Below are 26,414 nucleotides of genomic sequence, written 5' to 3' on the forward strand. Positions count from 1 at the left end.
CACAGTGAGCAAGACGGTGGTCCACGTGCTTCGGCACGGCGAGGTGTACAACCCGGACGGCATCCTCTATGGCCGGCTGCCCGGGTTCCGCCTCAGCGAGCTGGGTGTCCAGATGGCCAAGGCCGCCGCGCAGGGGCTCGCCGAACGCGAGGTCGTGCACGTGGTCGCCAGCCCCCTGGAACGGGCCCAGCAGACCGCCGAACCGATCGCCGCCCAGTTCGGGCTCCCCGTGGGAGTCGACGAACGGCTCATCGAGAGCGCCAACTGGTTCGAGGGCAAGAAGGTCTCGCCCGGTGACGGCTCCTTCCGTGACCCGCGCAACTGGTGGGTGCTGCGCGACCCGGTGACCCCCTCCTGGGGGGAGGCATACCGGGTGATCGCCGAGCGGATGTTCGCCGCGCTGCACGCCGCCCGGGTCGCCGCCGAGGGGCGGGAGGCCGTCCTGGTCTCGCACCAGCTCCCGATCTGGACGCTGCGTCGGCACGTCGAGCGCAAGCGGCTCTGGCACGACCCGCGACGTCGGCAGTGCGGGCTGGCCTCGCTGACCACGTTCCACTTCGACGGCGCCAAGATCGTCGGGATCGGCTACTCCGAGCCGGCCGCGCACCTGGTGGCGATCTCGCCGACCGCGCGGACGGCCAAGGGGGCCTGAGATGGGTGCCCGTAGGTGGGCCGTGGGCCTGCTCGCCGCCGTGACCGCCACGACGGTGCTGAGCGGCTGCACCGGCGGTGGCCGGGAAGCGGCCTGCGACAACGCGGGCGGCATCGTGGAATGCGCCCCGGACCAACGTTCCGACGCGCCCCGTCTCGCCGGTGAGCTGCTCGACGGCGGTTCCTACGACGTGACGCAGCAGCGGGGCCAGGTCGTCGTGGTCAACTTCTGGGGCTCCTGGTGCGCGCCGTGCCGGGCCGAGGCCGACGACCTGGAGAACACCTACCAGGCGACCAAGGACTCCGGGGTGACCTTCCTCGGCATCAACGTGCAGGACAGCCGGGACAAGGCGATCGCCTTCGAGGAGGGCTTCGGGATCAGCTACCCGAGCATCTTCGACCCGGGCAGCCGCCTCGCCCTCGACCTGGACATCCCGCCGAACACCATCCCCGCGACCGTGGTCCTGGACCGGGAGGGCCGGATCGCGACCGTGATCCGGGCGGCGGTACGCCAGGAGGGCCTGCAACCCATCGTCGAGCGGATCGCCGCGGAGTCCGCTGCGGCGTCCGGCCCGCGCTGATGGGCGAGACGTTCGGTCAACTCGCCGTCTCGGGGCCGCTGCTGCTGGCGATCGGCGCGGCGGCGCTGGCCGGGCTGGTCAGCTTCCTCTCCCCGTGCGTACTGCCGCTGATGCCGGGCTACCTGTCGTACGTGACCGGCCTGGCCGGCGCCGACCTGGAGGGCCGGGATGTAAGGAAGGGCCCCGTACTAACGCCTGGTGTAGAGGAGGGGTCCCCTCCTAACACCTCGGGCGGGGGCACGGCGCTGCGGGAGCGCACCCGGGTCAGCCCGGCGGTCAAGGGGCGCGTACTCGCCGGGACGCTGCTCTTCATCGCCGGCTTCACCGTGGTGTTCACCGCCACCGCGATCCTGTTCAGCAGCATCGGCCGGGTCTTCTTCGACTACGAGCGGGCGCTGGAGATCGTCGTCGGCGCGCTGATCGTGGTGCTCGGGCTGGGCTACCTCGGCGCGCTGCCCGGCTTCCAACGCGAGTTCCGGATCAACCGCCTGCCGAATGCCGGCCTGCTCGGCGCACCCGTCCTCGGCGCGGTGTTCGCCCTGAGCTGGGTCCCGTGCACCGGCCCGACGCTGGCCGCGGTGCTCGGCATGGCCACCACCAGCGGGCAGACCGACCGCGCGGTGGTGCTCGCGGTGGCGTACTGCCTCGGGCTGGGCATACCGTTCATCGTCTTCGGGCTCGGCTTCAACCGCCTGCTCGGGGTCTTCCGTACGATCCGGCGGCACAGCCGCTGGGTCACCCGGATCGGCGGCGTACTGCTGATCGTGATCGGGCTGGCCCTGCTCACCGGCGGGTGGACCAACGTCGTGATCTGGTTGCAGACCACCGTCGGGGTGGGTGATTTCGAGGTGAGCATCTGATGACCGCGGTGGACGACCGGCCGGCCGCCCCGGCCGAGTCACCCCGGCGCCGCCCCAACGCGCTGCTCGCTCTGCTGCGCAACTCGTGGCGGCAGCTCACCAGCATGCGTACCGCGCTGGTGCTGCTCTTCCTGCTCGCGGTCGCCGCAATCCCGGGTTCGGTGCTGCCGCAGCGCGGCGTCAACCCGGAGGACGTCCGGGACTTCTACACCGCGAACCCGCAGCTCGCCCCGGTGCTGGACCGGATCGGCGCGTTCGAGGCGTTCAGCTCGGTCTGGTTCTCGGCGATCTATCTGCTGCTGTTCACCTCGCTGATCGGGTGCATCACGCCCCGGCTGCGCGACCACGTCCGGGCGATGCGGGCCAGGCCGCCGGCCGTACCGAAGCGGCTGGAGCGGTTGCCTCAGCACGCGGTGGTGCCGGCGCCCGCCGGTGGCGCGGCCGCGGTCGCCGAGACCCTGCGCCGCCGCCGGTGGCGGGTGGCGGTACGCGGCGACGAGATCTCCGCCGAGAAGGGCTACCTCAAGGAGACCGGCAACCTGATCTTCCACAGCGCGATGGTGCTGCTGCTGGTCGGTGTCGCGCTCGGGTCCTGGTACGGCTGGCACGGCAACCGGCTGCTCGTCTCCGGCCCGGACGGCGTCTTCTGCAACACCCGCCAGCAGTACGCCGAGGCGAAACTCGGCCCGCGCGTCGACGACGACCTGCCCCGGTTCTGCATGCGGCTCGACGAGTTCGAGGCCGAGTTCCTGCCCAGCGGCCAGCCCTCGCACTTCAACGCCAAGGTCACCGTGGACGAGGACGGCGGCGCACCCCGGGCGGCCGAGTTCTCGGTCAACTCGCCGCTGCGCCTCGACGGCGCGAACGTCTACTTGCTCGGCCACGGCTACGTCCCGCTGATCCGCTACACCGACCGGTTCGGCAAGACCCAGACCAGCGCGGTGCCGTTCCTCACTACCGGCGACATGGGCCTGACCGGCGAGGGCCTGGCGGCCTTCCCGGACGCCAACGTCGACCCGGAGACCGGTGAGCGGAACGCGAACCTCCAGATGGCCTTCTCCGGCCTGTACCTGCCGACCGCGCCGCAGGAGCCCCCGTTCACCCGCTCCGAGTACCCGACGGAGCAGAACCCGCTGCTCGGCCTGATCGCCTACCGGGGCAACCTGGGCCTCGACGGCGGCATCCCCGGCTCGGTCTACCAGCTCGACCAGCGGCAGATCCGCAACGGCCGGCTCACCGAGGTGGGCTCGAAGGACCTGCGCAAGGGCGAGAGCTGGACACTCGACGACGGCACCACGGTCGAGTTCGTCGGCACCGAGCGTTACATCGTGCTGTCCGTACGGCACGACCCGGGCACGATGCTGCTGCTGGTCAGCTCCGTCGGGCTGGTGCTCGGGCTGATGGGTTCGCTGTTCGTCCGGCGACGCCGGATCTTCGTCCGGGTGCTGCCGGCCGGTGCCGGGACCGCCGGGTCCGAGCCCGCCGGTGCGGTGCCCACCGGCGTCGGCCTCGCCGCTTCCGGGCCCCCCGACAGTGGATCTCCGACGGGCGGTAGTAGCTTGGTCGAGGTGGCTGGCCTGCCCCGGACCGAACATCCGGGGTTCGCCGCCGAGTTCAGCCAACTGGTCGCCGCGATCGGCGACGACCGGCGGACCGGCGAGGCCATCGACCCGGACGAGCGGGCCGGGGCGCGAGAAGGAGCCGAGTGATGTCCGCACTCTCCGACCAGGTGGTGTCGATCGCCACCCTGGTGTACCTGCTGGCGATGATCAGCCACGCGGTCGAGTACGCCCTCGGCAACTCGCGGGTCAAGGTGGCGGCAGCCCCGGCCCGTGAGCTGGTCGGCGCGGCGGTCGGCGGCGGCTCCGGCGCGACGGGCGCAGCGGGCAGCGGCAGCGCGACGGGGGCGGCCGAGGACGGCGGTCCGACGGGTACGGCCGACGGTGTGGCCGGGACCGGTGGCGGAGCAGCCGGCGGCGGTGCGGCACGTACCCCTGCCGAACGCACCGCGCGGCGGGCCGCACTCGCCGGGTGGATCGCGGTGGCCCTCACCGCCGTGGGCGCGGCCCTGCACCTGGTCGGGCTGGTCACCCGGGGCATCGCCGCCGAGCGGATGCCCTGGGGCAACATGTACGAGTTCGTGCTCACGGTCTCGTTCATCGGCGTCTCCGCCTGGCTGGTGGTGCTCTGGAAGGTGCCGTCGCTGCGCCGCCTCGGGCTGTTCCTGACCCTGGTCATGGTGCTGCTGGTGGCCACCGCCGAGCTGGTGCTCTACACCCCGATCGTGCCGCTGGTGCCGGCGCTCAACTCGTACTGGTTCATCGTGCACGTGTCGACCGTCGTCTTCGCCTCGGGACTGTTCCTGCTGGGCTCGGTGCCGGCCGCGACGTACCTGATGCGGGCCGGCTACGAACGCGGCAAGCGCAGCTTTCCGTACACGCTGGCGAAGAAGTTGCCGGCGGCGGCCAGCCTGGAGCGGCTCACCTTCGTGCTGCACGCCTTCGCGTTCCCGCTCTTCACCTTCGCGGTGATCGCCGGGGCGATCTGGGCCGAGGCGGCCTGGGGTCGGCCGTGGGGCTGGGACCCGAAGGAGACCTGGTCGTTCATCTCCTGGGTGATCTACGCCGGGTACCTGCACGCCCGCGCGACGCCGAGCGTGAAGCGCAACGTGGCCGCCTGGCTGGCCATCCTCGGCTTCCTGACGGTGATGATGAACCTCTTCGGCGTGAACATCTTCTTCGAGGGCCTGCACTCCTACGGCGGTCTGTGAGGACAGAACCCAGGATGTAGAACTACACTTCTTATAACTGTAGTTCTACATTTTGGTGGACCGCCATGAGGCTGGCGAAGCCTGTCGAGATCTTCGACCGCGACGCGGAATGGGCCGAGCTGACCCGTTTCGCGACCGACGTTCGCCCAGGTGCAACGCTCGGAGTCGTCAGCGGGCGCCGCCGCCAGGGCAAGACCCTGCTTCTGTACGAGTTGGCAAAGGCCACCCGCGGGTTCTACTTCGGGGCGACCGAGGCGACTCCGGCCGAGTCCCTTCGGCGACTCGGTGAGGCTCTCGGCCGGTACGCCGGCAGCCCGGGCCCGGTGCAACTGTCGGACTGGCAGCATGCCGTTGACGCCCTGCTCGCCTTGGGCAAGGAGCGTGCCGTCACCGTGGTGATCGACGAGTTCCCCTACCTGGCCAGGGCCAGCCGGGATCTTCCGTCGATCATCCAGCACGCACTCACCCCTGGCCGACCTGAGCGCACCGGCTCACGTACCCGTCTTCTCCTGTGCGGATCGGCGCTCTCCTTCATGGGCGGCTTGTTGGCCGGCTCCGCACCGCTGCGGGGCCGGGCCGGGCTCGAACTGCCGATCGCGCCGCTGGACTACCGCGCCGCAGCGGAGTTCTGGGGTATCGGCGACCCGCGACTCGCCGTCCAGGTGTTCGCCATCGTGGGCGGCACGCCGGCCTACCGGCGGGAGTACGTCCAGGACGACGCGCCGGAGGGGCCTGACGACTTCGACGACTGGGTGGTGCGCGCCGTGCTGAATCCGGCCCGGCCACTCTTCCGCGAGGCGCGCTACCTGCTCGCCGAGGACCCGGATCTGCGCGACACCGCGCTCTACCATTCGGTGTTGGCGGCGGTCGCCGAGGGCAGCGCCACCCGGGGCGGCATCGCCGGTTTCATCGGGCGCAAGGCCACCGACTTGCAGCATCCGTTGACGGTCCTGGAAGACGCCGGGCTGCTCGTGCGGGAGCCTGACCCGCTGCGTAGCGGGCGAAGCCGGTACCGGATCGCCGAGCCGTTGATCACCTTCTACCAGGCTCTGATGCGTCCCGCATGGACCGCTCTGGAGCAGCGCCGTGGCGCGGACGTCTGGCGCCGATCCCAGCAGCGATACGCGAGCGCGGTGCTAGGCCCCGGCTTCGAGGAGTTGGTCCGGCAGTGGACGCTGCGTTTCGTCGCCCCCGAAACGCTGGGTGGCATCGCCGCCGAAGTGCAGGCGGCGGTGCTGACCGACCCGGCGAGCCGGACGAGTCAGGAACTCGACCTGGTGGCGCTCGGGGAACTGCCGGCAGGTGACGGCCCACGGCCGTTGCTGGCCCTGGGGGAGGCCAAGTGGGGTCGTACGCTGGGCCGCTCAGATCTCGAACGGCTGGTCCGGGCACGTGATCTGCTGCGGGGGCGGCCCGGTCTCGATCTGGATCACACGCGGTTGTTGCTCGCCAGCGCTGCGGGATTCACCGACGAGCTGCGGCAGCTAGCCGTCAGCCGACCGGACGTGGTCCTGGTCGATGCCGCCCGGCTCTACTCCGGCGAGTGAACCGGCTGCCGACCCTGGTCGGGCCGTAGTCACCAGTCCCTGCCAGGGCGGCTCAGGGTCTCGTCGACGCGCAACGTGATCTGGTAGGCGATCTCCGGCAGGTCGGCCAGCTCGATGCGCTCGGCACGCATCGCCAGCTGCGCGTGCAGCTCGCGGGCGACAGCGTCTCGCAGGCCGGTGAGCAGCGGTGACAACCCGTCCGGGTCACCGACGACGTACGCGTCCGACATGCGCCAATCCTGCCTTCCCCGACGCCCGCCGGCCCAGCACCGGTGAGATATCCCGCCGCTTGTCGCCTCAATCGTCGACGCGTTGTGGGCTCAACGGGCTGAGGTCTCGGGCGGACGGGGTGTGCGCGGGGCGGCCCAGCCGAGGAAGCGTTCGTGTAGCGACGCGGGCTTCGGCACGTTGTGTGGATCGAGTCGATACAGGTCGTCCACGGCGTCGTACAGCATCCCGGCCAGATAGATCGACAGGGCGATGCGGCTCTCCCGGTAGTCGGCCAGCAGGGTGAGCCGGGCGGTCGCGCAGGGCCACGGCATGCCGCAGGCCCGGCACAGCCAGAGCGGCCGGAGCGGTACGTGGACTTGCGGCACCGAACTCATCGGCGTCTCCCTTCACGGGTGTCGGGTGGGGCCGGCTGCCGCGTTCCGGTTTGCTGGTGGCGGAAGCAGGGCCGTCTGTCGCAGTGCGGAAGCAGGGTCGTCCGTCGCAGTGCGGAATTGGGGCCGCTCCGTTACGGGTGGACGCGGGACCGGCTCCGTCGAGGACGCGGGTCCGTCGGGTCGCTCTGCGGCTTGCCGGGGCGGACGCGGGCCTCCCTCGCGGGTGGAAGCGGGGCCGTCCGTCGCCGACGTGCCGGACGGCCTCGCCTCGGTTCCGCCCGTCCTTTCGGGTCGGATCCGGACGGTTCCGATGGGGACAGTCTGGTGAGGAGGCGACTACTGTCGGAAGGCATCCGGTCGCCCTGTGCGTCGGGCGGGGTCGCCGGTGAGGGGCGTGAGGATCGCGGAACGCGCTGGTGAGGAGACGTGGGGATGGACGAGCGGTCGCGCGTATTGATCGACGAGCTGCGGCACATGCGGGCGGCGCGGAAGATGACCCAGGAAGACCTGGCCCGGGCGATCAACTATTCGCCGTCGACGGTGGCCATGGTGGAGACGGAGGCGCGTAAACCGCCGCCGGACTTCTGGGAGTTGGCGGACACCGCCCTCGACACCGGCGGCGCGTTCGCCCGGATGCTGGTCCGGCTCGGGTCGCCGCAGTGGATGCGGGAGTGGGAGGCCAACGAGCGGCAGGCGACCGTGCTGCGCTCGTTCCAGAACACGGTGGTGCCGGGACTGTTGCAGACCTCGGCGTACGCCCGCGCGTTGTTCCGCAGCGTCGGCCTCTACGACGAGGAGGAGGTGGAGCAGCGGGCGTCGGCCCGGCTGGAGCGGCAGGCGGTGCTGACCGGCGAGCGACCGCCGCAGCTCGTCGCGGTGCTCGACGAACACGTGCTGCGTCGCCCGGTCGGCGGCCCGCTGGTGATGCGGGAGCAGTTGCGCCGCCTGGTCAAGCTGGCCACCGAACAGCCCCGGGTGCGGCTGCACGTGGTGCCCGCCTCGGTCGGCGCGTATCCAGGTGTCGCCGGGGCCTTCGTGCTGGCTACCCTTCCCGATGGGGAGGACGTCGCCTACCTGGATGACCAACTCAAGGGTCAGGTCATCGACGACACCGAGGACGTGCTGGCGATCCGGGCGTCCTGGGAGGCGATCCAGGGCGAGGCGCTGCCGCCCCGGCAGTCGATCGAGTTGTTGACGGAGGTGGCGGAGTCATGGCGGAGCTGACCGGTGCCCGGTGGCGCACCAGCACCCGGAGCAGCACCAACGGTGGTGATTGCGTCGAAGTGGCCGACAACCTGCCCGGCGTGGTCGCCGTCCGCGACAGCAAGGACCGGGACGGCGAGGTGCTGATCTTCGGCCCGGCCGCCTGGCGCGCGTTCGTGGCGCTGGCCCGCCGCCACTGACCTGCCGTCCGCCGCTCTCGTGGGCGAATCGGCCACCGGCCGCCCCTGGGCATGCCGGAGGGGTCAGATCGGTTCGTCGCGGTGGCGCAGGTCGTTGCGGACAATGGGCGGGACGCGTAGCCGCTGATCTGCGCAGAGTCGCCGCAGCTCGGCAGCGTGCCCGTCGGGATCGAGGGTGAGTCGGGCCAGCTCGTCGAAAAGCGTGATCCGCTCCTCGTCGATCGTCTCGTCCGGGCCGGGCATCGCACCCCAGACGTCCCACGGCAGCAGTTCCACCGCGTCGAGTGCGGCGGCGTCCCGCATCAGGTTGCCGGCGATCCACCACCAGCCGGCCTCGTCGGTCACGCTGAGCCCGAAGGTGTCCGGGTCGGCGCGGCCGGCACGGCATCGTGCCCAGGCATCACCGGCGACCAGGAACCGGTCACGCGGTACGTCGGTGGTGTCGAAGTCGATGCCGAACAGCTCCCGCTGAAGGTCGTCGAGCTGGGCGTCGACCATGATCCACCGGCGTTGCTCCGGGTCCCAGTACTCGCCGACCCAGTGGTCCTCGTACCGCCCCTGCGCCAGGTAGTCGCCGAAACCGCACCGGGCGCGGGCCGGCACGCCACGGGCCCGCAGCACGGTGACCAGCAGGACGGTGTAGTGCCGGCAGTTGCCCGCCAACCGCTGCTCGGGCTGCCGGGGGACGTCCGGCGGCCGGTCGTCCCGGCCGGCGATGCCGGCGAGCAGTTCGTCGGCGGGCCGCACGTGCACGCTGCTCCGGTCGGCGTCGGAGAGGGTGACGCCGTACGCCCCGGCGATGTGCTCGTGGATCACCAGTCCCTGGAGCGTCCGGGCGATCCCCGCCGGGTCCGCGGGCACCGCGTCGAGGAGTCCGGCGTACGCCCCGGCGGAGGTCATCCGCCCCGGCCGGGTATACCGGGCGAGAGTCGTCGGTTCGTGGTTCATCCGGCCTCCTCGGTTGGGTGGGAGACAAGAGTGGCAAGATTCGCCGACTCGCGGTGGCCCGTCACGATCCATTCTTGCGATCAGCTCGACAGGGCTCGACCAGCACCTCTCGTCCCTCCCGGAGGACTGCGGACAACAGCAATGCAGCAGCACCAGCGTGAGCCCTCGGCGTCGCAGGGCCGGTTCGGGATGGGCGGGGCCAGCCCCGGTCACCATCCCGAACCGGCCACGATCAGGACTGAATCTGGACGACGACCGTGACCTCGTCGTTGTCCCGGTCGTCGTCCCACCAGGAGGGGTACGGCCCGGGCATGTTGAGGCTCACCGCGCCGGCCGCACCACCCACGGAGGTGATCCGGACCCCGAAGTCGACCTGATAGGTCTCACCGGCGGCGAACACCGAGTCGGGCACCGCGCAGCGGTACCAGGAGGCGCCGAGTTGCGGCTCGCCGCCGTTCCAACCGTCCTCCGACTCGTAGAGCGCGAAACAGTGGTCGGGCACCGACTCCACGGTCACCCCGGCCGGCACCCTCAGATAGAACGGCGCCACCTCGCCCGCACCGTTGCGGAAGTCGTCGAGGTCTCCCGCGCCGTTGTTGCGGACACCTGCGCGCAGGGTGGTCGAACCGCCGACCGGACCGACGACCGGTTCCGCCAAGGCGGCCAGGTCCAGGCTGTTCGGCACGTTGTCGACGTAGAAGGAGGCCCAGTTGTCGCTCGGGTCGATCTCGTTCGTCAGGGTGCGGGCCGCTGCGGATGTGGTCTGGCTGGGCCGCAGCCTCAGCTTGGTGCCGCCCTCCCGGCGCTGGTAGCCGAGGTGCGTCGGCAGGGCCGCAGCGCCGGCAAGTGGCTCGACGAACTGGTCGAGGCTCTCCCCGGCGTACGCCGAGCTGCCGATCTCGAATCCGAAGCCGCCGGACACCTCCATCGTCGTTCCCGGCCGGACCCGTCCGTTCAGGTCGCAGACGACCGAGGTGCGGTGACCGGTGAGCGGGGCGTACCAGCAGTTGGACCAGGTTGACGGCGTCAACCCCGAGGAGAGGGTGAAGGTGATCCGGACTCCTCTGCTGGTCCGGTTGCCGACGTTCGTGAGCCGGATCGGCGCGGACAACAGATCACCGACCGCAGACGTGTCGACCCGCCCGTCGCCCAGGTTGACCAGGTCCGCGCCGTCACCGACGGACACTGTCGCCGTGGCGACGAAGGGATCGGCGTTGTCGGCCACCGCTTGGTACGACACGGTGGCGCTGTCGCCCCCGGAGGCACCGGCCAGTGGCCGGAACAGCACCGGAATGCTGCCGATCTGGAGGCTTGAGTCCGGGTCGACGTCCGGTGGGAGCGGGCAGGTGACCTGGGTTCCCGAAGTGGCGCACCAGGCGGGGAACTCGGCGGTAGCGACGCCGGACAGCCCGGTCAGGTCGACGACGACCCGCGGGTTCACCGCGTCCTGGGCGTACACGTAGAGCGGCTTGGCCTTGCCGGGGGCGCCGGCTGCACCGATCACGACATCGTCGAGCTGGGCCTGGAACCAACCGGACCCGGTCTCGGCCTGGGCCGGAGCACCGAGTGCCACGAGTGAGGCGGTGACCGCCAACACCACGGCGGCTCGTCCCGCACGGGCATGCGGGCGTTGCGCAGATCGCATGTGACTCCTTGCGTGGAGGGACCCGACGGCACGCCAACGCCACCGGGGGCGGAGCCGTTCGGGAACCATGAGCTTAGATGCGCAGTACGACACGCGACGCCCCGTGCGACGTGCTCTCCGCCCGAGAGCCGACCCGTCCGGACCGGCCGAGGGTGGGCCGTGCCACAGCACGGGCGGGTACCCGGCGTGGGCACGACGACGGCGCGTAGGACAGACTTGCTGCATGGCGGCTCGTGGGTTCCCGTACACCGATCTGAAGGACTTCCTGGCGGCGCTGGAGCGCGCGGGCGAGCTACGGCGCGTCGGCGTACCCATCGACCCGACGCTGGAGATCAGCGAGGTCGTCACGCGGACCGTGCGGGCGGACGGGCCGGCGTTGCTCTTCGAGCGGCCCACCCGGGGCGAGATGCCGGTGGCGATCAACCTGTTCGGCACCGAGAAGCGCACCGCGATGGCGCTCGGCGTCGAGTCGCTGGACGAGATCGGCAACCGGATCGGCGAAATGCTCAAGCCGGAGCTGCCGATGGGCTTCTCCGGCATGATGGGCGGCCTGGGCAAGGTGATGCAGCTCAAGTCGATGCCGCCCAAGAAGGTCAAGACCGCCCCGTGTCAGCAGGTGGTCTACCGGGGTGACGACGTCGACCTGAACCGGCTGCCGGGGCTCCAGGTGTGGCCGGGCGACGGCGGGATCTTCCACAACTTCGGGCTGACCCACACCAAGCACCCGGAGACCGGCAAGCGCAACCTCGGGCTGTACCGGCTCCAGCAGCACAGCCACAACACGGTGGGCATGCACTGGCAGATCCACAAGAACTCCACCGCGCACCACGCCGTCGCCGAGCGGCTCGGCCAGCGGCTGCCGGTCGCCATCGCCATCGGCTGCGACCCGGTGGTCAGCTACGCGTCCAGCGCGCCGCTCCCCGCCGACATCGACGAATACCTGTTCGCCGGATTCCTGCGCGGCGAGCGGGTGGAGATGGTCGACTGCCTGACCGTGCCGTTGCAGGTGCCGGCGCACGCCCAGGTGGTGCTGGAGGGCTACCTGGAGCCGGGCGAGCGCCTGCCGGAGGGGCCGTTCGGCGACCACACCGGCTTCTACACCCCGGTCGAGCCGTTCCCGGTGCTGCACGTCGAGGCGATGACCATGCAGCGTGACCCGGTCTACCACACGATCGTCACCTCGAAGCCGCCGCAGGAGGACCACGGCCTCGGCAAGGCCACCGAGCGGATCTTCGCGCCGCTGCTGCGTTTCCTCATCCCGGACATCGTCGACTACGACCTGCCCGCCGCCGGGGTCTTCCACAACTGCGCGATCGTGTCGATCCGCAAGCGGTACCCCAAGCACGCCCAGAAGGTGATGAACGCGATCTGGGGCGCGCACATGATGTCGCTGACCAAGCTGATCGTGATCGTGGACGAGGACTGCGACGTGCACGACTACCGTGAGGTCGCGTTCCGCGCCTTCGGCAACGTCGACTACGCCCGCGACCTGCTGCTCACCGAGGGGCCGGTGGACCACCTGGACCACGCCTCCTACCAGCAGTTCTGGGGTGGCAAGGCGGGCATCGACGCCACCCGCAAGCTGCCCACCGAGGGCTACACCCGGGGTTGGCCGGAGGAGATGACCATGTCGCCCGAGGTCGTCTCGCTGGTCGACAAGCGTTGGAAGGAGTACGGCATCTGATGGCGACCGCCGCCGTGGAGCCGGCTGAACGCCCGGGGCGCGTGAAGTCCTTCCTCAAGCTCGTGGCGATCGAGCACTCGGTGTTCGCGTTGCCGTTCGCGTACCTGTCGGCGTTGACCGCGATGCAGGTCAACGGTGGGCGGGTGCGGTGGCTCGACCTGCTGCTGATCACCGTGGCGATGGTCGGGGCACGGACGTTCGCGATGGCCGCGAACCGCATCCTGGACCGCCGGATCGACGCGCGGAACCCGCGTACCGCCAACCGGGAGCTGGTCACCGGGGCGGTGAGTCTGCGGACGGCCTGGACCGGCGCGGGCGTCGCCCTGGTGGTCTTCCTGGCCGCCGCCGCCCTGCTCAACCCGCTCTGCCTGGTGCTCGCGCCGCTGGCCGTGGTGCCGTTGGTGGTCTACCCGTACGGCAAGCGGTTCACCAACTGGCCGCACGCCATCCTGGCGGTGGCCCAGGCGGTCGGCCCGATCGGCGCCTGGCTGGCGGTCACCGGTACCTTCGCCGGCTCCGGACCGGCCTGGCTGCTCGGCGCGGCCGTCGGCCTGTGGATCGGCGGCTTCGACCTGATCTACGCCTGCCAGGACGCCGAGGTGGACCGCGAGATCGGCGTGCACAGCGTGCCGGCCCGGTACGGCCTGCGCTTCGCGCTGCACGCCTCCACGGTCTCGCACGTGGTGACGTTCGCGCTCTTCGGATGGTTCGGCGTGCTGGTCGGCTTCGGCTGGCTCTGGTGGATCGGTCTGCTGATGACCGCGGTCGCCTTCGGCTACCAGCATCTGGTGGTCACGCCGACCGACCTGAGCCGGGTCAACCGGGCCTTCTTCACCGCCAACGGTTTCGTCGGCATCGCCCTGTTCGCCTTCGCCGTGCTCGACCTGGTCGTCCGGCTCGGCCTGCGTCCCTGAACCTCGGCCGCGCGCCCTGCCGCCCTGCCGTGCGTGGGCGCCGGCTGGGTTCGGGTGGGGGGGGTTCGGGGTGTTAGGAAGGGACCCTTTATCTACCGGAGGCGTTAGTAAGGGGCCCCTCCTTACCCGCGTAGCGGGCACTCTCCAGCGTCCAGTCGATGGTGCCGCGCACGGCCCGCGACACCCCGTCGAGATGGGCGGTGACGGCCTCGTCCAGCGCCGGACCGAACGACTGCACGCGCGACCGCTGGTCGACGAACTCCCGCATCGTCTCGTGCCAGCGCCGGATCACCGACTCGATGGCGGCCTCCCGGGACAGCCGGTGTTCGGCGGCGGTCGCCAGCACCAGGTTGTGCCCACCTGCGGTGGCGTCGTCGCGCTCCAGCGAGGCGAGGTCGTTGTACCAGGACAGCAGGTCGTTGCCGAGGTCCCGGAACCGGCTCAGTGCCGGGTGGTGGTAGACCGCGTCGGGTAGCGGCCGACCGGTGACGAACTCCACCAGCGGATACGACACGTACGCGGCCGAGGTGGCGCGACGCAGCTCGACGTACTCGGCGACGCCGGGCCGGTGACCGCCGGTCTTGTTGGCCGCCTCCTGCCAGGTCCCGTCGAGGTGGTGGGCGACCGCGTCGGCGAATCGTGCCCGCCAGGGGGCCGGCATCCGGCGGCGCGGCTCCCGCCAGGCGGTCACCAGCAGCCGGCGCATCGGCCCGGCCAGCCCGGTCTGCGGTGAGCGGGTCTGCCCGCGCAGCACCGCGAGTACGCCCTCGCGCAGTCCACGGATCTCGGCGAGGGTGAACCGGTCGGGCTTGTCGCAGGCGTCGTCGACCAGGAAGAACCAGGTGAACAGTGCGGTGAGTACGCGCAGGTCGGGCTCGTCGGCGTCCGGATAGAGCCGGCCGGCGTAGCGGGCGAAGCGGGCCCCGGCCAACAGTCCGGCGGTTGCCGGGTCCACCGTCAGCCCGGTCTGCGGCAACCAGTGGATCAACCACTCCTGCACGTCGTCCGCGTACGGCGACAGCCGGGACGGGATCGGACAGGCGTCCCGCAGTGAGGGCAGGACGTACTGACTCATCCCGATCCCTCCCCCTGAGGTGCCGTACCGCGTGCGGCACCAGGCAGCATGCCAGGTCGCGATGGCCCCCGCACGCCGATCGGACATCGGTGGCGTAACGCCCCTCTACTGCCGGATCAGGGCAGGTCCCGGGGGTGCCGCACCGGCGTCGACGGTGACCAGGCAGGCTTGAGGGATGCGTGAACCATGGGTGGTCGGCGTCTCCGGGGCCTCCGGCACGCCGTACGCGGCCGCAGTCGTCCGCGGGCTGCTCGACGCCGGGGAGTCGGTGGACCTGATCGTCTCCCGGGCCGCCCGACTGACCGTGCTGGACGAGACCGGCAGGTCGTTCCGGGACGCCCACTGGGCCGACGACCTGGGTGCCTGGCTCGGTCGCGACCTGGCCGGCGCGGACGTACGGCACTGGCCGGCCGGTGACCTGGCGGCCGGGCCGAGCAGCGGCTCGTACCCGGTGCGTGGCATGGCGGTGGTGCCCGCGAGCACGGCAGCCTGCGCCGGCATCGCCATCGGGCTGTCCAAGGACCTGTTGCAGCGCGCCGCCGAGGTCAACCTCAAGGAGCGTCGACGGGTCGTGGTGGTGCCCCGGGAGACCCCGGTGACCCGTAGCCACCTGGAACACCTGATCGCGTTGCACGACGCCGGTGCGGTGGTGCTGCCGGCCAGCCCCGGCTTCTACGGCGCGGGAGCCGCCGCGTCGGCGGCCCAGCTCGTGGACTTCGTGGCCGGCAAGGTGCTCGACGCCCTCGGCGTACCGCACACCCTGTTCCGCAGGTGGGCGGGGAAGTTGAACGCGGACCGGACCTGACGACCGGTCCGCGTCCTGACCCGCACCACTCAGTACATGCCGGCGTTGGCCGGACCTGAGCCGGTCGAGGCGGCTGGGCCGTTGTTGCGTGGTCTGCCCATCTCGTCCGCCTCTTCCAGCATGCCCTCCCCTTCAAGCAGGGCCCGCACCTCGGATTCCCGAAACCGGCGGTGCCCTCCTGGAGTCCGGATACTGCCGATCCGGCCGGCTGCCGCCCATCGCGTCACAGTCTTCGGGTCCACCCGAAACAGCGCGGCGACTTCACCCGGTGTCAGCAGGCGATCTCCAGTGTCCACAGCCCCCTCCTCGCGTCGACGAAGCCCCCGGCTGAACACACTGCCCCCGGCCGGTGCGAGCCCAGAGCCGTCATGAGGGACGTATGGCAATTACAGCACCAGCGAACTGGCCTGTCCGCCAAACGCGAAAAACGCACTGAGTGAGAAGTTAGTAAATGCTACCGGCGGCACGCCCTTCGGACCCTGGGTATGCGAACTGTCACCCACTGCCATGCCCAACGGATACCGGCGTCCCGGTGTCACCCGTCGCCGACTAGGGTCACAGTCCGTGGACGCCATCGACCGCAGCCTCGTGGACCTGCTCCGGAGCAACGCCCGCCTGTCGTACGCCGAACTGGCCCGCCAGGTCGGTCTATCCGCGCCGGCAGTGCACGAACGCGTCGGAAAGCTGGAGTCCGGCGGGGTCATCCGGGCGTACCGGGCCGACGTCGAGCCGGAGGCCGTCGGGCTGGGCGTCACCGCCCTGATCGGCATCGTCGAGGACTCCGGCGCGGACACCGACGACGTGCTGGAGGCGTTCCGGGGGATACCGGAGATCGAGTCCTGCTACTTCATGGCCGGAGTCGAGTCCTTCCTGCTCAAGGCGCGGGTGAGCACCATCGCCGAGTTGGAGCGGCTGATCGTACGGCTGAACCGGACACCCGGCGTGGCCTCCACCCGCACCGGCATCGCCCTGTCGACCAAGTGGGAGAACCGGCCCCAGCCGGTGGCGCAGACCTCGTCCTGAGCGGCTTGCTACCTTTCCGAGCGTGACTCATCTCGACCGGTGCGACGAAGCAAGCCGGCGGTGGGTGACCGAGGCGATCGCCGCCGTCGAGGCGGACGCCAACCGGTCCGCCGACACCCACCTGCTGCCCTTCCCGCTGCCCCGGTCGTGGGGGATCGACCTCTATCTCAAGGACGAGTCGGTGCACCCGACCGGCTCGCTCAAGCACCGGCTGGCCCGCTCGCTGTTCCTGTACGGCCTCTGCAACGGCCGGATCGGGCCGGAGACCACGATCGTCGAGGCGTCGTCGGGCTCCACGGCGGTCTCCGAGGCGTACTTCGCGCGGATGCTGGGGTTGCCGTTCATCGCGGTGATGCCCGCCTCGACGTCGCCGGAGAAGATCGCCCAGATCGAGTTCCAGGGCGGCCGGTGCCATCTGGTGCAGGATCCGGCCAAGGTGGTCATCGAGGCACGCTGGCTCGCCGAGGACTCCGCCGGGCATTTCATGGACCAGTTCACCTACGCCGAACGGGCCACCGACTGGCGGGGCAACAACAACATCGCCGAGTCGATCTACGCGCAGCTCGCTCTGGAACGCCATCCCGTACCCGCCTGGGTGGTGGTCGGCGCCGGCACCGGCGGCACCAGCGCCACCATCGGCCGGTACGCCCGCTACCGGCGGCTGCCCACCAAGCTCTGCGTGGTGGACCCGGAGAACTCCGCGTTCTATCCGGCCTGGCAGGCGGCCGACTGGTCGGTCCGCACCGGCCGGGGCTCCCGCATCGAGGGGATCGGTCGGCCGACCGTGGAGGCGTCGTTCCTGCCCGCCGTGGTGGACCGGATGGTGCAGGTGCCGGACGCCGCCTCCCTGGCCGCCATGCGGGCCGGGTCGGCCGTCCTCGGCCGACGGGTGGGCGGGTCGACCGGCACCAACCTGTGGGGCGCCTTCGGGCTGATCGCGGAGATGCGCGCCGCCGGGCGCACCGGCTCGGTCGTCACCCTGATCTGCGACGCCGGTGACCGGTACGCCGACACGTACTACGCCGACGAGTGGGTGGCCGGACAGGGCCTCGACCTGGCCCCGCACCTGGCGACCGTGGAACGGTTCCTGGCCGACGGTTCCTGGCCGTCCTGAACCCACGGCGGCTCAGCGGGGCGTGCCGCGCTCCGCCAGTCCGGGGTAGTGCTGCACGAAGCCGTCCTGGTCCACGTCGACCTCGGCGCTGAAACCGTCGCTGGCGTACCGGAACCGGTGCGGGCCCAGCCCGGTGTAGACCTGCTCGGCGGGGAGCACGGTCAGGCTCGGCAGCAGCACCCAGGCCACGTCGATCCGGTGCGTGGTGTCGGCGGGCCCGGTGGTCAGCCCGAGCCGCCGCACCGGCAGCGTGTTGAACAGCGGCGAGCCGCCCAGGTCGACGTCGAGGGTGTCGGCCAGACGGTCGGGGTCCTCCAGACCGGGCAGCCCGGCCGGGGGCCGTCCGGCGGCGGAGAGGACCGCGTCCAGGTCACCCTGCTCGGCGGCGGTCACCCGCCACCGTCCGGTCGCCCGTTCCAGGCGTACGCTCCGCCGCCACCCGGCACCCTCGACCTCGACCTCCAGGCGGACACTGACCCACTCGGAGTCGGTGGCCACCTGGTAGCGGCAGGTGTAGGGCACCGGGTCGGCGGCGATCTGCGTGCCGTGCGCGGTCAGCCCGGAACTGTCGTCGACCACGGCGTGTTCGGCACCGGCCGTGTCGGACCGGGTCCACAGCAACGACTTCCGCGTGGTCGACATGGTGCGGACGTTACGCCACCGCGCCCGGCCCGGCAGGGCATGCGCCGAAGGAGGATCAGTAGGTGTGCGCCCGGGGCCGCCCGACCGACCCGCGCCGGTCCTCGCCCCGCACCTCCGAGCGCCCACCCCGGTCGGCGCCGAACCGGCGCTCCCCACGGGGCTGGTCACCGTAGGAGCGGTCACCGAAGCGGCGCTCCCCGCTCGGCTGGTCGCCGTAGGAGCGGTCACCGAAGCGGCGCTCCCCGCGTGGCTGGTCGCTGTAGCTGCGGTCGCCGAAGCGGCGCTCGCCACGCGGCTGGTCACCGAAGCGGCGTTCCCCGGCCGGGCGGTCGCCGAAGCGACGGTCGCCGCCGGGACGGTCACCGAAGCGACGCGGGCCTCCGGTCGGCCGGCCGGGCCGACGCGGCTCCTCCCGCTCCTCGCGTACCGGCACCCCGCTCGGCTCGCGGGCTCCGGTCAGCTCGGCCAGGGCGGCGTCACCGACGCGTACCCGGGTCTGCTCCGGCTCCACACCGGCCTTCTCCATCATCGCCAGGGTGGTGCGGCGCTGCTTCGGCAGCACCAGGGTCGCCACCGCGCCCGCCTCGCCGGCCCGCGCGGTGCGCCCGGCCCGGTGCAGGTAGTCCTTCGGGTCCTTCGGCGGGTCGACGTGCAACACCAGCGAGACACCGTCCACGTGGATGCCCCGGGCCGCCACGTCGGTCGCCACCAACACGTTGGTGCGGCCCTCGCGGAACTCGGCCAGGGTGCGGGTACGCATCCGCTGGGTCTTGCCGCCGTGCAGCCCACCCGCGCGGACGCCGACCGCCGCGAGCTGCGTGACCAACCGGTCCACGCCGAGCTGCGTACGGGCGAAGACGATGGTCCGGCCGGACCGTGCCGCGATCGACGCGGTCACCGGGAACTTCTCCTGTGGCGGGATCAGCAGCATGTGATGGTCCATGGTGGAGACCGCCGCGGTCGCGGGCGCGGTGGAGTGGGTCACCGGGTCGGTCATGAACCGCTTGACCAACGTGTCCACGTCGGTGTCCAGAGTGGCCGAGAAGAGCAGTCGCTGCGCGTTCGCAGGCGTCTTCGCCAGCAGCTCGGTGACCTCGGGCAGGAAGCCCATGTCGGCCATCTGGTCCGCTTCGTCGAGCACGGTGACCTCGACGTCGTCCAGGCGGCAGACGCCACGGTCGATCAGGTCGGCGAGCCGGCCCGGGGTGGCCACCACCACCTCGACGCCCCGGCGCAGGGCGTCGATCTGGCGGTCGTAGGGCACTCCGCCGACGGCGGTCTTCAGGAAGACGCCGATCGACTTGCCCAGCGGCAGGAGTGCGTCGTTGACCTGCATGGCGAGTTCCCGGGTGGGCACCAGGACGAGGGCACGCGGGCGCATCGGGCGAGCCCGGCCCCCCTCGGCCACCCGGGCCAGCAGCGGCAGCCCGAACGCGAGCGTCTTGCCCGAGCCAGTCTGTCCCCGGCCGAGCACGTCGCGCCCGGCGAGGGCGTCCGGCACGGTCGCGCGCTGGATCTCGAAGGGTGTGGTGATGCCCTGGCGGGCGAGGGCGCGCACGAGCGGCTGGGGCAGCCCCAGTGCGCCGAAGTCGATCGACTGGTCAGGGCCGGCGGCGTCGGCCGGCAGATCGGTGGGAACGTCGGAGGCGGACAGGGGCATGCCAGAGGCAGCGGAGGTGGTCAAGAAATGCCTTTCGAGCGGGGCGCACCTTCGCGATGTCCCGCCACGGCACTGCGCCGCCGGATCCGTCCGCAAGAACGCCCATGGGCGCGCGGTCGCGCGCCAGGTCAGTGATCGCCCACAAGTGTACGGCGAGTGTCGTCCCCACGCGGGGACCGGATGGGGGTAGTGGGCGGACTCACCCGCTGTTCACCCCGGCAGAGCGCCGGTCAGACCGCTCAGGGCGTCGTTGGTCAGCAGGACGACCAGCACGCTGAACGCCACCAGCAGGCCCAGCGCGACCGCCAGCACGATCGCCACCCGCAGGGTGCTACCGGACCGCTCGGCCGGAGTGTCCGTCCAGCCCTGCGCCAGGATGTGACCGGTGAGTGACCCGGAGTTCTCCTCGCCGGCCGGGAAGGCCACGGTGTTGGCCCCCGGCCCGTCCGCGTAGTAGGCGCTCAGATCGGACCCGCGGGGACGGTGCGTCGCCGATCCGGCCTGACCGGAGGCGTCCGACCGAGGTCCGGGACCGGCCGCCGCCGGTGGCCCGGCCGCCGTCGACGGCGGGTTCGGCCGGAGGACCGGCCTGGTGACGTCGGGGTCGTCCAGCGGCACCGGGCGGGTCCGGTCCGGGTCGGTGCCGAGCGGGGCCGGCCGGGTCCGGTCCGGGTCCGTGCCGAGCGGGGCCGGCCGGGCTCGGTTCGGATCGGTGCCGAGCGGGGCCGTCGGTGGCTCGGCCGGAAGCAGCCCAGGCCGTGCCGAGACCCGAGGTGCGACCCCCGGTGCGCCGGAGACCGGCTCGTCCCGACGCCCGGCCGGAGTGGTCGGCGGCGGCCACACCGGCAGCGCCGGAGCGGGCACCACCGGCGGTGCCGAGCCGGGCGCGGCCGACGGCCTGGTGACCGGCGGCACCGCTGCCGACGCTGCCGCAGCCGCCGTGGTCGAGGTAGCCGTGGCCGATGCTGCCGTTGCGGAGACGGTGGTGGCCGGTGGCGGCGGGAACGGCGGTGCGGGCATCGGGCCGGGCGGCGGCGGGGGCGGCGACACGGGTGGGCCGGGCGGAGGGGACGGCGGGCCGGGCACCGGCGGTGCCGGCCGGGGAGCGGGTGGCGGTGCGGGCACCGGTCCCGGCGGGTACGGCCCGGGCGTCGGCGGTGCGGGCACCGGGACGGGTGGCGTCGGCGACGGCGGATTGGGTCCCGGCACCGGCGCGGGCGGCGTCGGCGCGGGCTCCGCCGGTGCCGGATCCGGCACCGGCAGGGGCTCCGGCGTCGTGGGCTGCGGTGGCTCGGCCGGTCCGGCGGGCTCAGCCGTTTCCGGGGCGACCGGCGTCGACCGGTAGACCCCGCTGGCCCGGCCACCACCGGCGGCTGCGGCCTCGTCCGCGCTCACCTGGCCCATGCCGGCGACCCGGACGCTGGCACGAGCCGCAGTGGGCGGCACCGGCTCGCGCTGCCCCGGCACGCTCGCCGTCCCGACCTTGGCGGCACCGCTCACGCCCGCGCTGCCGACAGCCCTGTTCATGCCCGTGCCGCCGGTGAGGGCGCTGGTGCCCGTGCTGCTCGCGGCTCCACTCGTGCCCGCGACGCTGGCGGTGCCGTTCGTGCCCGCGACGCTGGCGGTGCCGGTGACACCGCTCCCGCCTGCAACGGCCGACGGTGCGTTCGAATCGGCGGGCTGGGTCGTGCCGGCACCCGCTGCGCCGGCCACGCTGACCTGCGCTCGGGCGATCACCGGCGGCCGATCGGACTCGGAGGACACCGGGGAACCGGCCCGGTACGTGGTGCCGCCGCCCGTCGCGGGAGCGCCGGTTCCGGGCCCGCCGGTGGCCGGGGCGGCTGGTCCGGTGCCGACGACCGCCGAACTCCCTGGGACGGTTACGCGGGCGACTCCCGCCCGGCCGCGTGCCGGTGGCGGATCCGTGTCGCTCGGCGCCGCCGGTGACGGCGCGGGGCCCGTGCCGACCAGGTCGGCAGCGGTGCCGATGACGGCCGCCGGGCCGGATGCGGATGGCGTCGGCTCCAGGCTGGAAGTGGATGGCGTCGTCTCGGGGCCGGACGCGGAAGGCGTCGGCTCCGGGCCGGCCGGAGCGGGCTCAGGGACCGTCGGAGCAGGCTGCGCAGCCGAAGCCGCAGGCTCGGAGGCGGAAGGCGCAGGCTCAGGGGCGGATGGCGCAGGCTCAGGGCTGGAGAGTGCAGGCTCGGCGGTGGCCGGAGGCGGTTCGGCGGTGGTGCTCGGCGCGGCGGTGGACGCAGGGTCGGCCGGCTTCGCCGGAACCTCGTGCTCGGTCATCCTCGTCCTCCGTGCCACGCTCGCACCCGGATCCGTGCCCCGGACCGGCAGTGCCTGTGTGACACCGTGCCACATCCCGACCGGCTGGCACACCTGTAGCCCGCACAGTGTCCCTCGTGTACGGGCGGGTCGGGCCGAAGATCGCCTCGGCGGGCCCCGTCCGGTCAGCGACCGCCGACGGTGGACGGGGAGGCCGAGGCGCTCTCCTCGACAGCCCTGCTGCTCGCCGCCGTGGTCGGGGCGAGGTTGCTGCTCGTCGGGGCGAGGCTGCTGCTCTCCGTGCTCGGGGTCGCCGGGGCCGACGGGCTCTCCGACGGCGAGGTGGTCGGCGACGGCGTCACCGACGGCGAGGGGGAGGGGGAGTCGGTCGGCTTCGGCGTGGGCGAGCCCGTGGGCGAGGGGGACGGCGACGTGGGTCGCGGCGTCGGCGTCGGCTTCGGAGTGGTGGTGGGCTTCGGCGTCGGCTTCGGAGTGGGCTTGGGTGCCGGCGGCTGCGACGGGGTGGGGGGCGTGGCGGGGGCGGGCACCGCACCGACCACCCGGGTCGCGGCGTAGAACCGGGACCAGCGCACCGTCGAGATCTTCACCACGTCGCCGGTGGTCGGTGCGTGGATCATCTTGCCGCCGCCGACGTACATGCCCATGTGGTGGATGGTCCGCCAACTGCTGCCGGAGGCGAAGAAGATCAGATCGCCGGGGAGCAGCGCGTTGCGCGGCACAGTGCGGGACCGGGTCGCGTAGTACTGGTCGCGGGCGACCCGCGGCAGTTTGTAGTGCCCGGCCGACCGGTACGCCGACCAGACCAGACCGGAGCAGTCGAACGAGTTCGGCCCGGTGGCCCCCCAGACGTACGGGTCGCCGAGCTGGCGGCGGGCGTACGCGAGGGCGGCCAACGCGGTGGGGTGCGCGACCAGCCCGTCGGCCGACTGGTCGCCGTAGTCGGTGCCGAGTCGCTGCTCGGCGGCCTCCTGCTGGCGGGCCAGCGTGATCAACTGCGCCGAGTTCTCCTCGCGCAGCTTGACCAGCTTGGCCTCTTCCTCCCGCAGCGACTGCTGGGTGGCGGCGTACTGCTGCTGGACGCCGCGCAGCCGCTGCTCGGCGGCGGTGTACGCCTGCGTGGCCACCTGCTCGTCGGCGCGGGCGCGGCTGACCTGGCCGGCGGCCGGGCCGGTGGCGCCCTCGCTGCGCTCACCCCGGTTGGCCCGGTGCAGCAGTTCCAGGTCCCGGAGGGTGGCCGCCCAGTCGCCGGGCGGTTGGGCGGCATCGACCTTGATCGCCTCGGCGGCGACCTGGTCGGCGCGCTGCTCGGCCTGCGTGACCGCGGCCCGGGCGAACTCCAGGGTGCGTCCGGCGGCGGTGTGCTGGGACTCGGCCTCGGTGCGCTGCTGTTGCAGGTCGAGGAGTTGGGTGCCGAGTTCACCGATCCGTGCCTCGACGGCGTTGATCTGAGTTTCGAGCGCGTTGCCGGCGGGGGTGACGATCGGCGCCACCACACCGGGGGTGCCGCCGGTCGGTGCGCCGGGCAACTGGAGTTGGCCGGCGACGGCCGGGCGGGAGCCGGTGTCGGGCACCGTGACCGGGACGCTCGGCTCGGCGTACGCGGGAGCCGCGAGGACTGCGGTGGCGACGGCGCTGAGCAGGGCGGACCAGAGCATCGGCCGCAGCACCGGCGAGACCACCGGACTCCGTCGCCGTCGCCGTCGTCCGTCCGTGCTGTCGACCATTGCGCTCCCGTCCGGACCTGCTACGCCGCGCCGGGGGTCGGACGCGGCGGTGGGGACGCTACCGCCAGGTGTCGCCAGATCGCCAGGTGTCACCGGTGTGAGGTGTGGCGTGCCCCATCCTGTCTTACCTCACCTGGTGCGTGGTGTCGATGTTTGGACGGGTTAAAGAAAACTGTGAGTTCGGGAGACGCTGGTCACCGATGGACCACGGTGTGAGCAGCCCGGGTGTGCGACGTAGGCTCTGACTGCGGCCGGTAACGGTCGCGGACGCAGGGGAAAGGGACGGGCTTTCGATGGACGCCGGACTCAAGCGCGAGCTCGAAGCGAAGGTGTACGCCGGGGAGCGGCTGACCCGTGAGGACGGCATCGCGCTCTACTCCAGCGACGACCTGACCTGGTTGGGGCGGCTGGCCCACCACGCGCGCACCGAGCGCAACGGCGACCGGGTGATGTTCAACGTCAACCGGCACCTCAACCTGACCAACGTCTGTTCCGCCTCCTGCGCGTACTGCTCCTTCCAGCGCAAGCCGGGCGAGAAGGACGCGTACACGATGCGCATCGACGAGGCGGTCCGCAAGGCCAAGGAGATGGAGGACGAGCAGCTCACCGAGTTGCACATCGTCAACGGCCTGCACCCCACGCTGCCCTGGCGCTACTACCCGAAGGTGCTGCGCGAGCTGAAGGCCGCGCTGCCGAACGTCAAGCTCAAGGCGTTCACCGCCACCGAGGTCCAGTGGTTCGAGAAGATCAGTGGGCTGACCGCCGACGCGATCCTCGACGAGCTGATGGAGGCCGGTCTGGAGTCGCTGACCGGCGGCGGCGCGGAGATCTTCGACTGGGAGATCCGCCAGCACATCGTCGACCACGCCTGCCACTGGGAGGACTGGTCGCGGATCCACCGGCTGGCGCACAGCAAGGGCATGAAGACGCCGTCGACGATGCTCTACGGCCACATCGAGGAGCCACGGCACCGGGTCGACCACGTGCTGCGGCTGCGGGAGCTCCAGGACGAGACCGGTGGCTTCATGGTCTTCATCCCGCTGCGCTACCAGCACGACTTCGTCGACTCGGCGGACGGCAAGGTCCGTAACCGGATCCAGGCCCGCACCACGATGGCCTCGCCGGCCGAGTCGTTGAAGACCTTCGCGGTCTCCCGGCTGCTGTTCGACAACGTGCCGCACGTGAAGTGCTTCTGGGTGATGCACGGGCTCTCGGTGGCCCAGCTCTCGCTCAACTTCGGCGTGGACGACCTGGACGGCTCGGTCGTCGAATACAAGATCACGCACGATGCGGACTCGTACGGGACGCCGAACACGATGCACCGGGACGACCTGCTGCACCTGATCTGGGACGCCGGCTTCCGCCCGGTCGAGCGGAACACCCGCTACGAGGTGGTCCGCGAGTACGACGCCGCGCCGAGCATGGCGGAGCGCCGTTCCGAGCCGCAGCAGGTCTGGGCCTGAGTCGACGCGTACCCTGGCACGACGATGAGCGAGCAGCAGGGCGCGTTTCCGCGCCGGGACGACGACGGGCGCATCCGGTTCCTGGGTGATCTGCTCGGCGTCAGCCTGGCCGGGGTGGTCATCGGGATGCTGGTGCTGGTGCTCTTCGACACCGCCTTCGCCTGGTTCGGTGCCGGTGACTTCGGCCAGGCCAACGGGTGGCTGGCGGTGATCCTGGCGGTCTGGTTGTTCTGGGAGGACTTCCGGGCCTGGGAGTTCGGCGCGCCCCGGGTGGTGGCCGGGTTGGTGGCGCTGGCGATGGCGGTGGTCTCCGGCCTGCTGGTGGCGGGCGTGGTGACCGGGCTGCCGCCGCTGCTCTCCGGCGGTCTGGCGGCGGTGACGTTCACAGTCGTGTACGCGCTGGTCTGGTTCCCCGGCGTCCGCTGGTTGGTCGATCGGACGACCTGAGGTCGCCCTGCGTCGTGCGGCGGGGCCGCACGGAGGAGCTGAGAGACGCCGCCCCCGGCGGAGAATGGAGTACGACGTGAGCGCGGCGGCCAAGTACACCCTCGGCCGGATCGGCCTGTTCGTGGTCGTGATGCTGGCCCTCTGGCCGGTCGACATGGACATCTTCCTCAAGCTGATCCTGGCCCTGCTGTTCTCCGCTACGGTCTCCTTCTTCCTGCTCAAGGGCGTACGCGACCAGATGGCCGAGGAGATGGCCGCCGCCGCCGAGCGTCGCCGCTCGGAGAAGGAGCGGCTGCGGTCCGCACTGGCCGGCGAGGACCAGGCCGAGGCCGACACGGTCTCCGGCGGCCAGGCCGACGGCGGATCGGCCGACCAGCCCGGCTCGTCCACCGAGCCGGGGCGCGGTCCCTCCTCCTGACCTGCGGCGACGGGACCATGTCGTCGGCATGAGGATCCGACTGGGATGGGCCGGACAGCGATCGATGTTGATATGACCATGTGACCGGTGGTGGGCTGTCCGCTGCCGGGCGGGGAACCCCCGCGCCTCCAGGAGGTTGT

General features: G+C 71.8%; 26 protein-coding genes. 16 read left to right on the forward strand and 10 right to left on the reverse strand.

Annotated elements, in window-relative coordinates:
• The first annotated feature begins 4 nt into the window (after positions 1 to 4).
• The 6 genes from ACWDVW_RS17145 to ACWDVW_RS17170 all read left to right on the forward strand — a co-directional run bounded on the left by ACWDVW_RS17145 (position 5) and on the right by ACWDVW_RS17170 (position 6,409).
• On the forward strand, positions 5 to 652 hold the full coding sequence (locus ACWDVW_RS17145) for a histidine phosphatase family protein (protein WP_131053678.1): 648 nt from the start codon (positions 5 to 7) through the stop codon (positions 650 to 652).
• A gap of 1 nt (position 653) precedes the next feature.
• On the forward strand, positions 654 to 1,232 hold the full coding sequence (locus ACWDVW_RS17150; protein WP_449949619.1) for a TlpA family protein disulfide reductase: 579 nt from the start codon (positions 654 to 656) through the stop codon (positions 1,230 to 1,232).
• Complete coding sequence (locus ACWDVW_RS17155) at positions 1,232 to 2,092, forward strand: cytochrome c biogenesis CcdA family protein (protein ID WP_449949621.1); 861 nt, start codon at positions 1,232 to 1,234, stop codon at positions 2,090 to 2,092. Before ACWDVW_RS17150 ends, ACWDVW_RS17155 begins: the two co-directional genes overlap by 1 nt.
• Entirely contained in the window at positions 2,092 to 3,801 is a 1,710-nt protein-coding gene (locus ACWDVW_RS17160; RefSeq protein WP_449949623.1) for a cytochrome c biogenesis protein ResB, read from the forward strand. Before ACWDVW_RS17155 ends, ACWDVW_RS17160 begins: the two co-directional genes overlap by 1 nt.
• Positions 3,801 to 4,862: a c-type cytochrome biogenesis protein CcsB gene (ccsB, locus tag ACWDVW_RS17165; RefSeq protein WP_449949626.1), complete on the forward strand. Its 1,062-nt coding sequence runs from the start codon at positions 3,801 to 3,803 to the stop codon at positions 4,860 to 4,862. The genes ACWDVW_RS17160 and ccsB overlap by 1 nt, the downstream gene beginning before the upstream one ends.
• Positions 4,863 to 4,927: 65 nt before the next feature.
• Positions 4,928 to 6,409: an AAA family ATPase gene (locus ACWDVW_RS17170; protein WP_449949629.1), complete on the forward strand. Its 1,482-nt coding sequence runs from the start codon at positions 4,928 to 4,930 to the stop codon at positions 6,407 to 6,409.
• 29 nt (positions 6,410 to 6,438) lie between these two features.
• Here ACWDVW_RS17170 and ACWDVW_RS17175 read toward each other — a convergent pair whose 3' ends face one another.
• Together ACWDVW_RS17175 and ACWDVW_RS17180 are read right to left on the reverse strand one after the other, a co-directional pair.
• Positions 6,439 to 6,639, reverse strand: coding sequence for a hypothetical protein (locus ACWDVW_RS17175; protein WP_449949632.1), 201 nt, complete (start codon positions 6,637 to 6,639; stop codon positions 6,439 to 6,441).
• Between the two features lie 90 nt (positions 6,640 to 6,729).
• Complete coding sequence (locus ACWDVW_RS17180; RefSeq protein WP_449949634.1) at positions 6,730 to 7,014, reverse strand: hypothetical protein; 285 nt, start codon at positions 7,012 to 7,014, stop codon at positions 6,730 to 6,732.
• A 432-nt stretch (positions 7,015 to 7,446) separates the two neighbouring features.
• Here ACWDVW_RS17180 and ACWDVW_RS17185 point away from each other — a divergent pair, with 432 nt between their 5' ends.
• A complete protein-coding gene (locus ACWDVW_RS17185; RefSeq protein WP_449949636.1) occupies positions 7,447 to 8,238 on the forward strand; it encodes a helix-turn-helix domain-containing protein in 792 nt (263 codons plus the stop codon).
• The gene (locus tag ACWDVW_RS17190; RefSeq protein ID WP_449949638.1) at positions 8,226 to 8,417 is read left to right on the forward strand and encodes a DUF397 domain-containing protein; all 192 of its coding nucleotides are present in this window, start codon (positions 8,226 to 8,228) and stop codon (positions 8,415 to 8,417) included. Before ACWDVW_RS17185 ends, ACWDVW_RS17190 begins: the two co-directional genes overlap by 13 nt.
• A gap of 63 nt (positions 8,418 to 8,480) precedes the next feature.
• On the opposite strand, the gene ACWDVW_RS17195 is transcribed toward ACWDVW_RS17190, so the two are convergent.
• Together ACWDVW_RS17195 and ACWDVW_RS17200 are read right to left on the reverse strand one after the other, a co-directional pair.
• Positions 8,481 to 9,365 carry a transglutaminase-like domain-containing protein gene (locus ACWDVW_RS17195; RefSeq protein WP_449949640.1) on the reverse strand — a complete coding sequence of 295 codons (885 nt, stop codon included), beginning with the start codon at positions 9,363 to 9,365 and terminating at the stop codon, positions 8,481 to 8,483.
• Between the two features lie 232 nt (positions 9,366 to 9,597).
• Positions 9,598 to 11,010 carry a hypothetical protein gene (locus ACWDVW_RS17200; protein WP_449949643.1) on the reverse strand — a complete coding sequence of 471 codons (1,413 nt, stop codon included), beginning with the start codon at positions 11,008 to 11,010 and terminating at the stop codon, positions 9,598 to 9,600.
• Between the two features lie 223 nt (positions 11,011 to 11,233).
• Between ACWDVW_RS17200 and ACWDVW_RS17205 the strand changes: the two genes are divergently transcribed.
• Positions 11,234 to 12,694: a menaquinone biosynthesis decarboxylase gene (locus ACWDVW_RS17205; RefSeq protein WP_449949646.1), complete on the forward strand. Its 1,461-nt coding sequence runs from the start codon at positions 11,234 to 11,236 to the stop codon at positions 12,692 to 12,694.
• The gene (gene mqnP, locus ACWDVW_RS17210; RefSeq protein WP_449949648.1) at positions 12,694 to 13,608 is read left to right on the forward strand and encodes a menaquinone biosynthesis prenyltransferase MqnP; all 915 of its coding nucleotides are present in this window, start codon (positions 12,694 to 12,696) and stop codon (positions 13,606 to 13,608) included. Before ACWDVW_RS17205 ends, mqnP begins: the two co-directional genes overlap by 1 nt.
• Positions 13,609 to 13,696: 88 nt before the next feature.
• On the opposite strand, the gene ACWDVW_RS17215 is transcribed toward mqnP, so the two are convergent.
• Positions 13,697 to 14,683, reverse strand: coding sequence for a terpene synthase family protein (locus tag ACWDVW_RS17215; protein WP_449949651.1), 987 nt, complete (start codon positions 14,681 to 14,683; stop codon positions 13,697 to 13,699).
• A 175-nt stretch (positions 14,684 to 14,858) separates the two neighbouring features.
• Here ACWDVW_RS17215 and ACWDVW_RS17220 point away from each other — a divergent pair, with 175 nt between their 5' ends.
• Positions 14,859 to 15,488, forward strand: coding sequence for a UbiX family flavin prenyltransferase (locus ACWDVW_RS17220; RefSeq protein WP_449949653.1), 630 nt, complete (start codon positions 14,859 to 14,861; stop codon positions 15,486 to 15,488).
• A 29-nt stretch (positions 15,489 to 15,517) separates the two neighbouring features.
• On the opposite strand, the gene ACWDVW_RS17225 is transcribed toward ACWDVW_RS17220, so the two are convergent.
• Positions 15,518 to 15,784 (reverse strand): BldC family transcriptional regulator, encoded by a 267-nt coding sequence (locus ACWDVW_RS17225; protein ID WP_350697461.1) that lies wholly within the window; start codon positions 15,782 to 15,784, stop codon positions 15,518 to 15,520.
• A gap of 268 nt (positions 15,785 to 16,052) precedes the next feature.
• On the opposite strand from ACWDVW_RS17225, the gene ACWDVW_RS17230 reads away from it, so the two are divergent.
• On the forward strand, positions 16,053 to 16,511 hold the full coding sequence (locus ACWDVW_RS17230; RefSeq protein WP_449949656.1) for an Lrp/AsnC family transcriptional regulator: 459 nt from the start codon (positions 16,053 to 16,055) through the stop codon (positions 16,509 to 16,511).
• Between the two features lie 22 nt (positions 16,512 to 16,533).
• On the forward strand, positions 16,534 to 17,625 hold the full coding sequence (locus ACWDVW_RS17235) for a PLP-dependent cysteine synthase family protein (protein WP_449949658.1): 1,092 nt from the start codon (positions 16,534 to 16,536) through the stop codon (positions 17,623 to 17,625).
• Positions 17,626 to 17,637: 12 nt separating this feature from the next.
• Here ACWDVW_RS17235 and ACWDVW_RS17240 read toward each other — a convergent pair whose 3' ends face one another.
• The 4 genes from ACWDVW_RS17240 to ACWDVW_RS17255 form a co-directional block, all read right to left on the reverse strand.
• Positions 17,638 to 18,267, reverse strand: coding sequence for a putative glycolipid-binding domain-containing protein (locus ACWDVW_RS17240; protein WP_449949661.1), 630 nt, complete (start codon positions 18,265 to 18,267; stop codon positions 17,638 to 17,640).
• Between the two features lie 55 nt (positions 18,268 to 18,322).
• A complete protein-coding gene (locus tag ACWDVW_RS17245; protein ID WP_449949663.1) occupies positions 18,323 to 19,951 on the reverse strand; it encodes a DEAD/DEAH box helicase in 1,629 nt (542 codons plus the stop codon).
• 186 nt (positions 19,952 to 20,137) lie between these two features.
• On the reverse strand, positions 20,138 to 21,691 hold the full coding sequence (locus ACWDVW_RS17250; protein WP_449949665.1) for a hypothetical protein: 1,554 nt from the start codon (positions 21,689 to 21,691) through the stop codon (positions 20,138 to 20,140).
• A gap of 695 nt (positions 21,692 to 22,386) precedes the next feature.
• Positions 22,387 to 23,946, reverse strand: coding sequence for an NlpC/P60 family protein (locus ACWDVW_RS17255; RefSeq protein ID WP_449949667.1), 1,560 nt, complete (start codon positions 23,944 to 23,946; stop codon positions 22,387 to 22,389).
• A gap of 293 nt (positions 23,947 to 24,239) precedes the next feature.
• On the opposite strand from ACWDVW_RS17255, the gene mqnE reads away from it, so the two are divergent.
• The 3 genes from mqnE (at position 24,240) to ACWDVW_RS17270 (ending at position 26,274) form a co-directional block, all read left to right on the forward strand.
• Positions 24,240 to 25,409 carry an aminofutalosine synthase MqnE gene (mqnE, locus tag ACWDVW_RS17260; RefSeq protein WP_449949670.1) on the forward strand — a complete coding sequence of 390 codons (1,170 nt, stop codon included), beginning with the start codon at positions 24,240 to 24,242 and terminating at the stop codon, positions 25,407 to 25,409.
• A gap of 24 nt (positions 25,410 to 25,433) precedes the next feature.
• Entirely contained in the window at positions 25,434 to 25,856 is a 423-nt protein-coding gene (locus tag ACWDVW_RS17265) for a hypothetical protein (protein WP_449949673.1), read from the forward strand.
• 76 nt (positions 25,857 to 25,932) lie between these two features.
• Positions 25,933 to 26,274: a DUF4229 domain-containing protein gene (locus ACWDVW_RS17270; protein WP_449949676.1), complete on the forward strand. Its 342-nt coding sequence runs from the start codon at positions 25,933 to 25,935 to the stop codon at positions 26,272 to 26,274.
• The last annotated feature ends 140 nt before the right edge of the window (positions 26,275 to 26,414 follow it).

Source organism: Micromonospora sp. NPDC003241 (assembly GCF_053589795.1).

Coding starts and splice junctions, on each gene's coding strand:
- ACWDVW_RS17150 (WP_449949619.1), top strand. CDS start 654: ATGGGTGCCCGTAGGTGGGCCGTGGGCCTGCTCGCCGCCGTGACCGCC.
- ACWDVW_RS17155 (WP_449949621.1), top strand. CDS start 1,232: ATGGGCGAGACGTTCGGTCAACTCGCCGTCTCGGGGCCGCTGCTGCTG.
- ACWDVW_RS17160 (WP_449949623.1), top strand. CDS start 2,092: ATGACCGCGGTGGACGACCGGCCGGCCGCCCCGGCCGAGTCACCCCGG.
- ccsB (WP_449949626.1), top strand. CDS start 3,801: ATGTCCGCACTCTCCGACCAGGTGGTGTCGATCGCCACCCTGGTGTAC.
- ACWDVW_RS17170 (WP_449949629.1), top strand. CDS start 4,928: ATGAGGCTGGCGAAGCCTGTCGAGATCTTCGACCGCGACGCGGAATGG.
- ACWDVW_RS17175 (WP_449949632.1), bottom strand. CDS start 6,639: ATGTCGGACGCGTACGTCGTCGGTGACCCGGACGGGTTGTCACCGCTG.
- ACWDVW_RS17180 (WP_449949634.1), bottom strand. CDS start 7,014: ATGAGTTCGGTGCCGCAAGTCCACGTACCGCTCCGGCCGCTCTGGCTG.
- ACWDVW_RS17185 (WP_449949636.1), top strand. CDS start 7,447: ATGGACGAGCGGTCGCGCGTATTGATCGACGAGCTGCGGCACATGCGG.
- ACWDVW_RS17190 (WP_449949638.1), top strand. CDS start 8,226: ATGGCGGAGCTGACCGGTGCCCGGTGGCGCACCAGCACCCGGAGCAGC.
- ACWDVW_RS17195 (WP_449949640.1), bottom strand. CDS start 9,365: ATGAACCACGAACCGACGACTCTCGCCCGGTATACCCGGCCGGGGCGG.
- ACWDVW_RS17200 (WP_449949643.1), bottom strand. CDS start 11,010: ATGCGATCTGCGCAACGCCCGCATGCCCGTGCGGGACGAGCCGCCGTG.
- ACWDVW_RS17205 (WP_449949646.1), top strand. CDS start 11,234: ATGGCGGCTCGTGGGTTCCCGTACACCGATCTGAAGGACTTCCTGGCG.
- mqnP (WP_449949648.1), top strand. CDS start 12,694: ATGGCGACCGCCGCCGTGGAGCCGGCTGAACGCCCGGGGCGCGTGAAG.
- ACWDVW_RS17215 (WP_449949651.1), bottom strand. CDS start 14,683: ATGAGTCAGTACGTCCTGCCCTCACTGCGGGACGCCTGTCCGATCCCG.
- ACWDVW_RS17220 (WP_449949653.1), top strand. CDS start 14,859: ATGCGTGAACCATGGGTGGTCGGCGTCTCCGGGGCCTCCGGCACGCCG.
- ACWDVW_RS17240 (WP_449949661.1), bottom strand. CDS start 18,267: ATGTCGACCACGCGGAAGTCGTTGCTGTGGACCCGGTCCGACACGGCC.
- ACWDVW_RS17255 (WP_449949667.1), bottom strand. CDS start 23,946: ATGGTCGACAGCACGGACGGACGACGGCGACGGCGACGGAGTCCGGTG.
- mqnE (WP_449949670.1), top strand. CDS start 24,240: ATGGACGCCGGACTCAAGCGCGAGCTCGAAGCGAAGGTGTACGCCGGG.
- ACWDVW_RS17265 (WP_449949673.1), top strand. CDS start 25,434: ATGAGCGAGCAGCAGGGCGCGTTTCCGCGCCGGGACGACGACGGGCGC.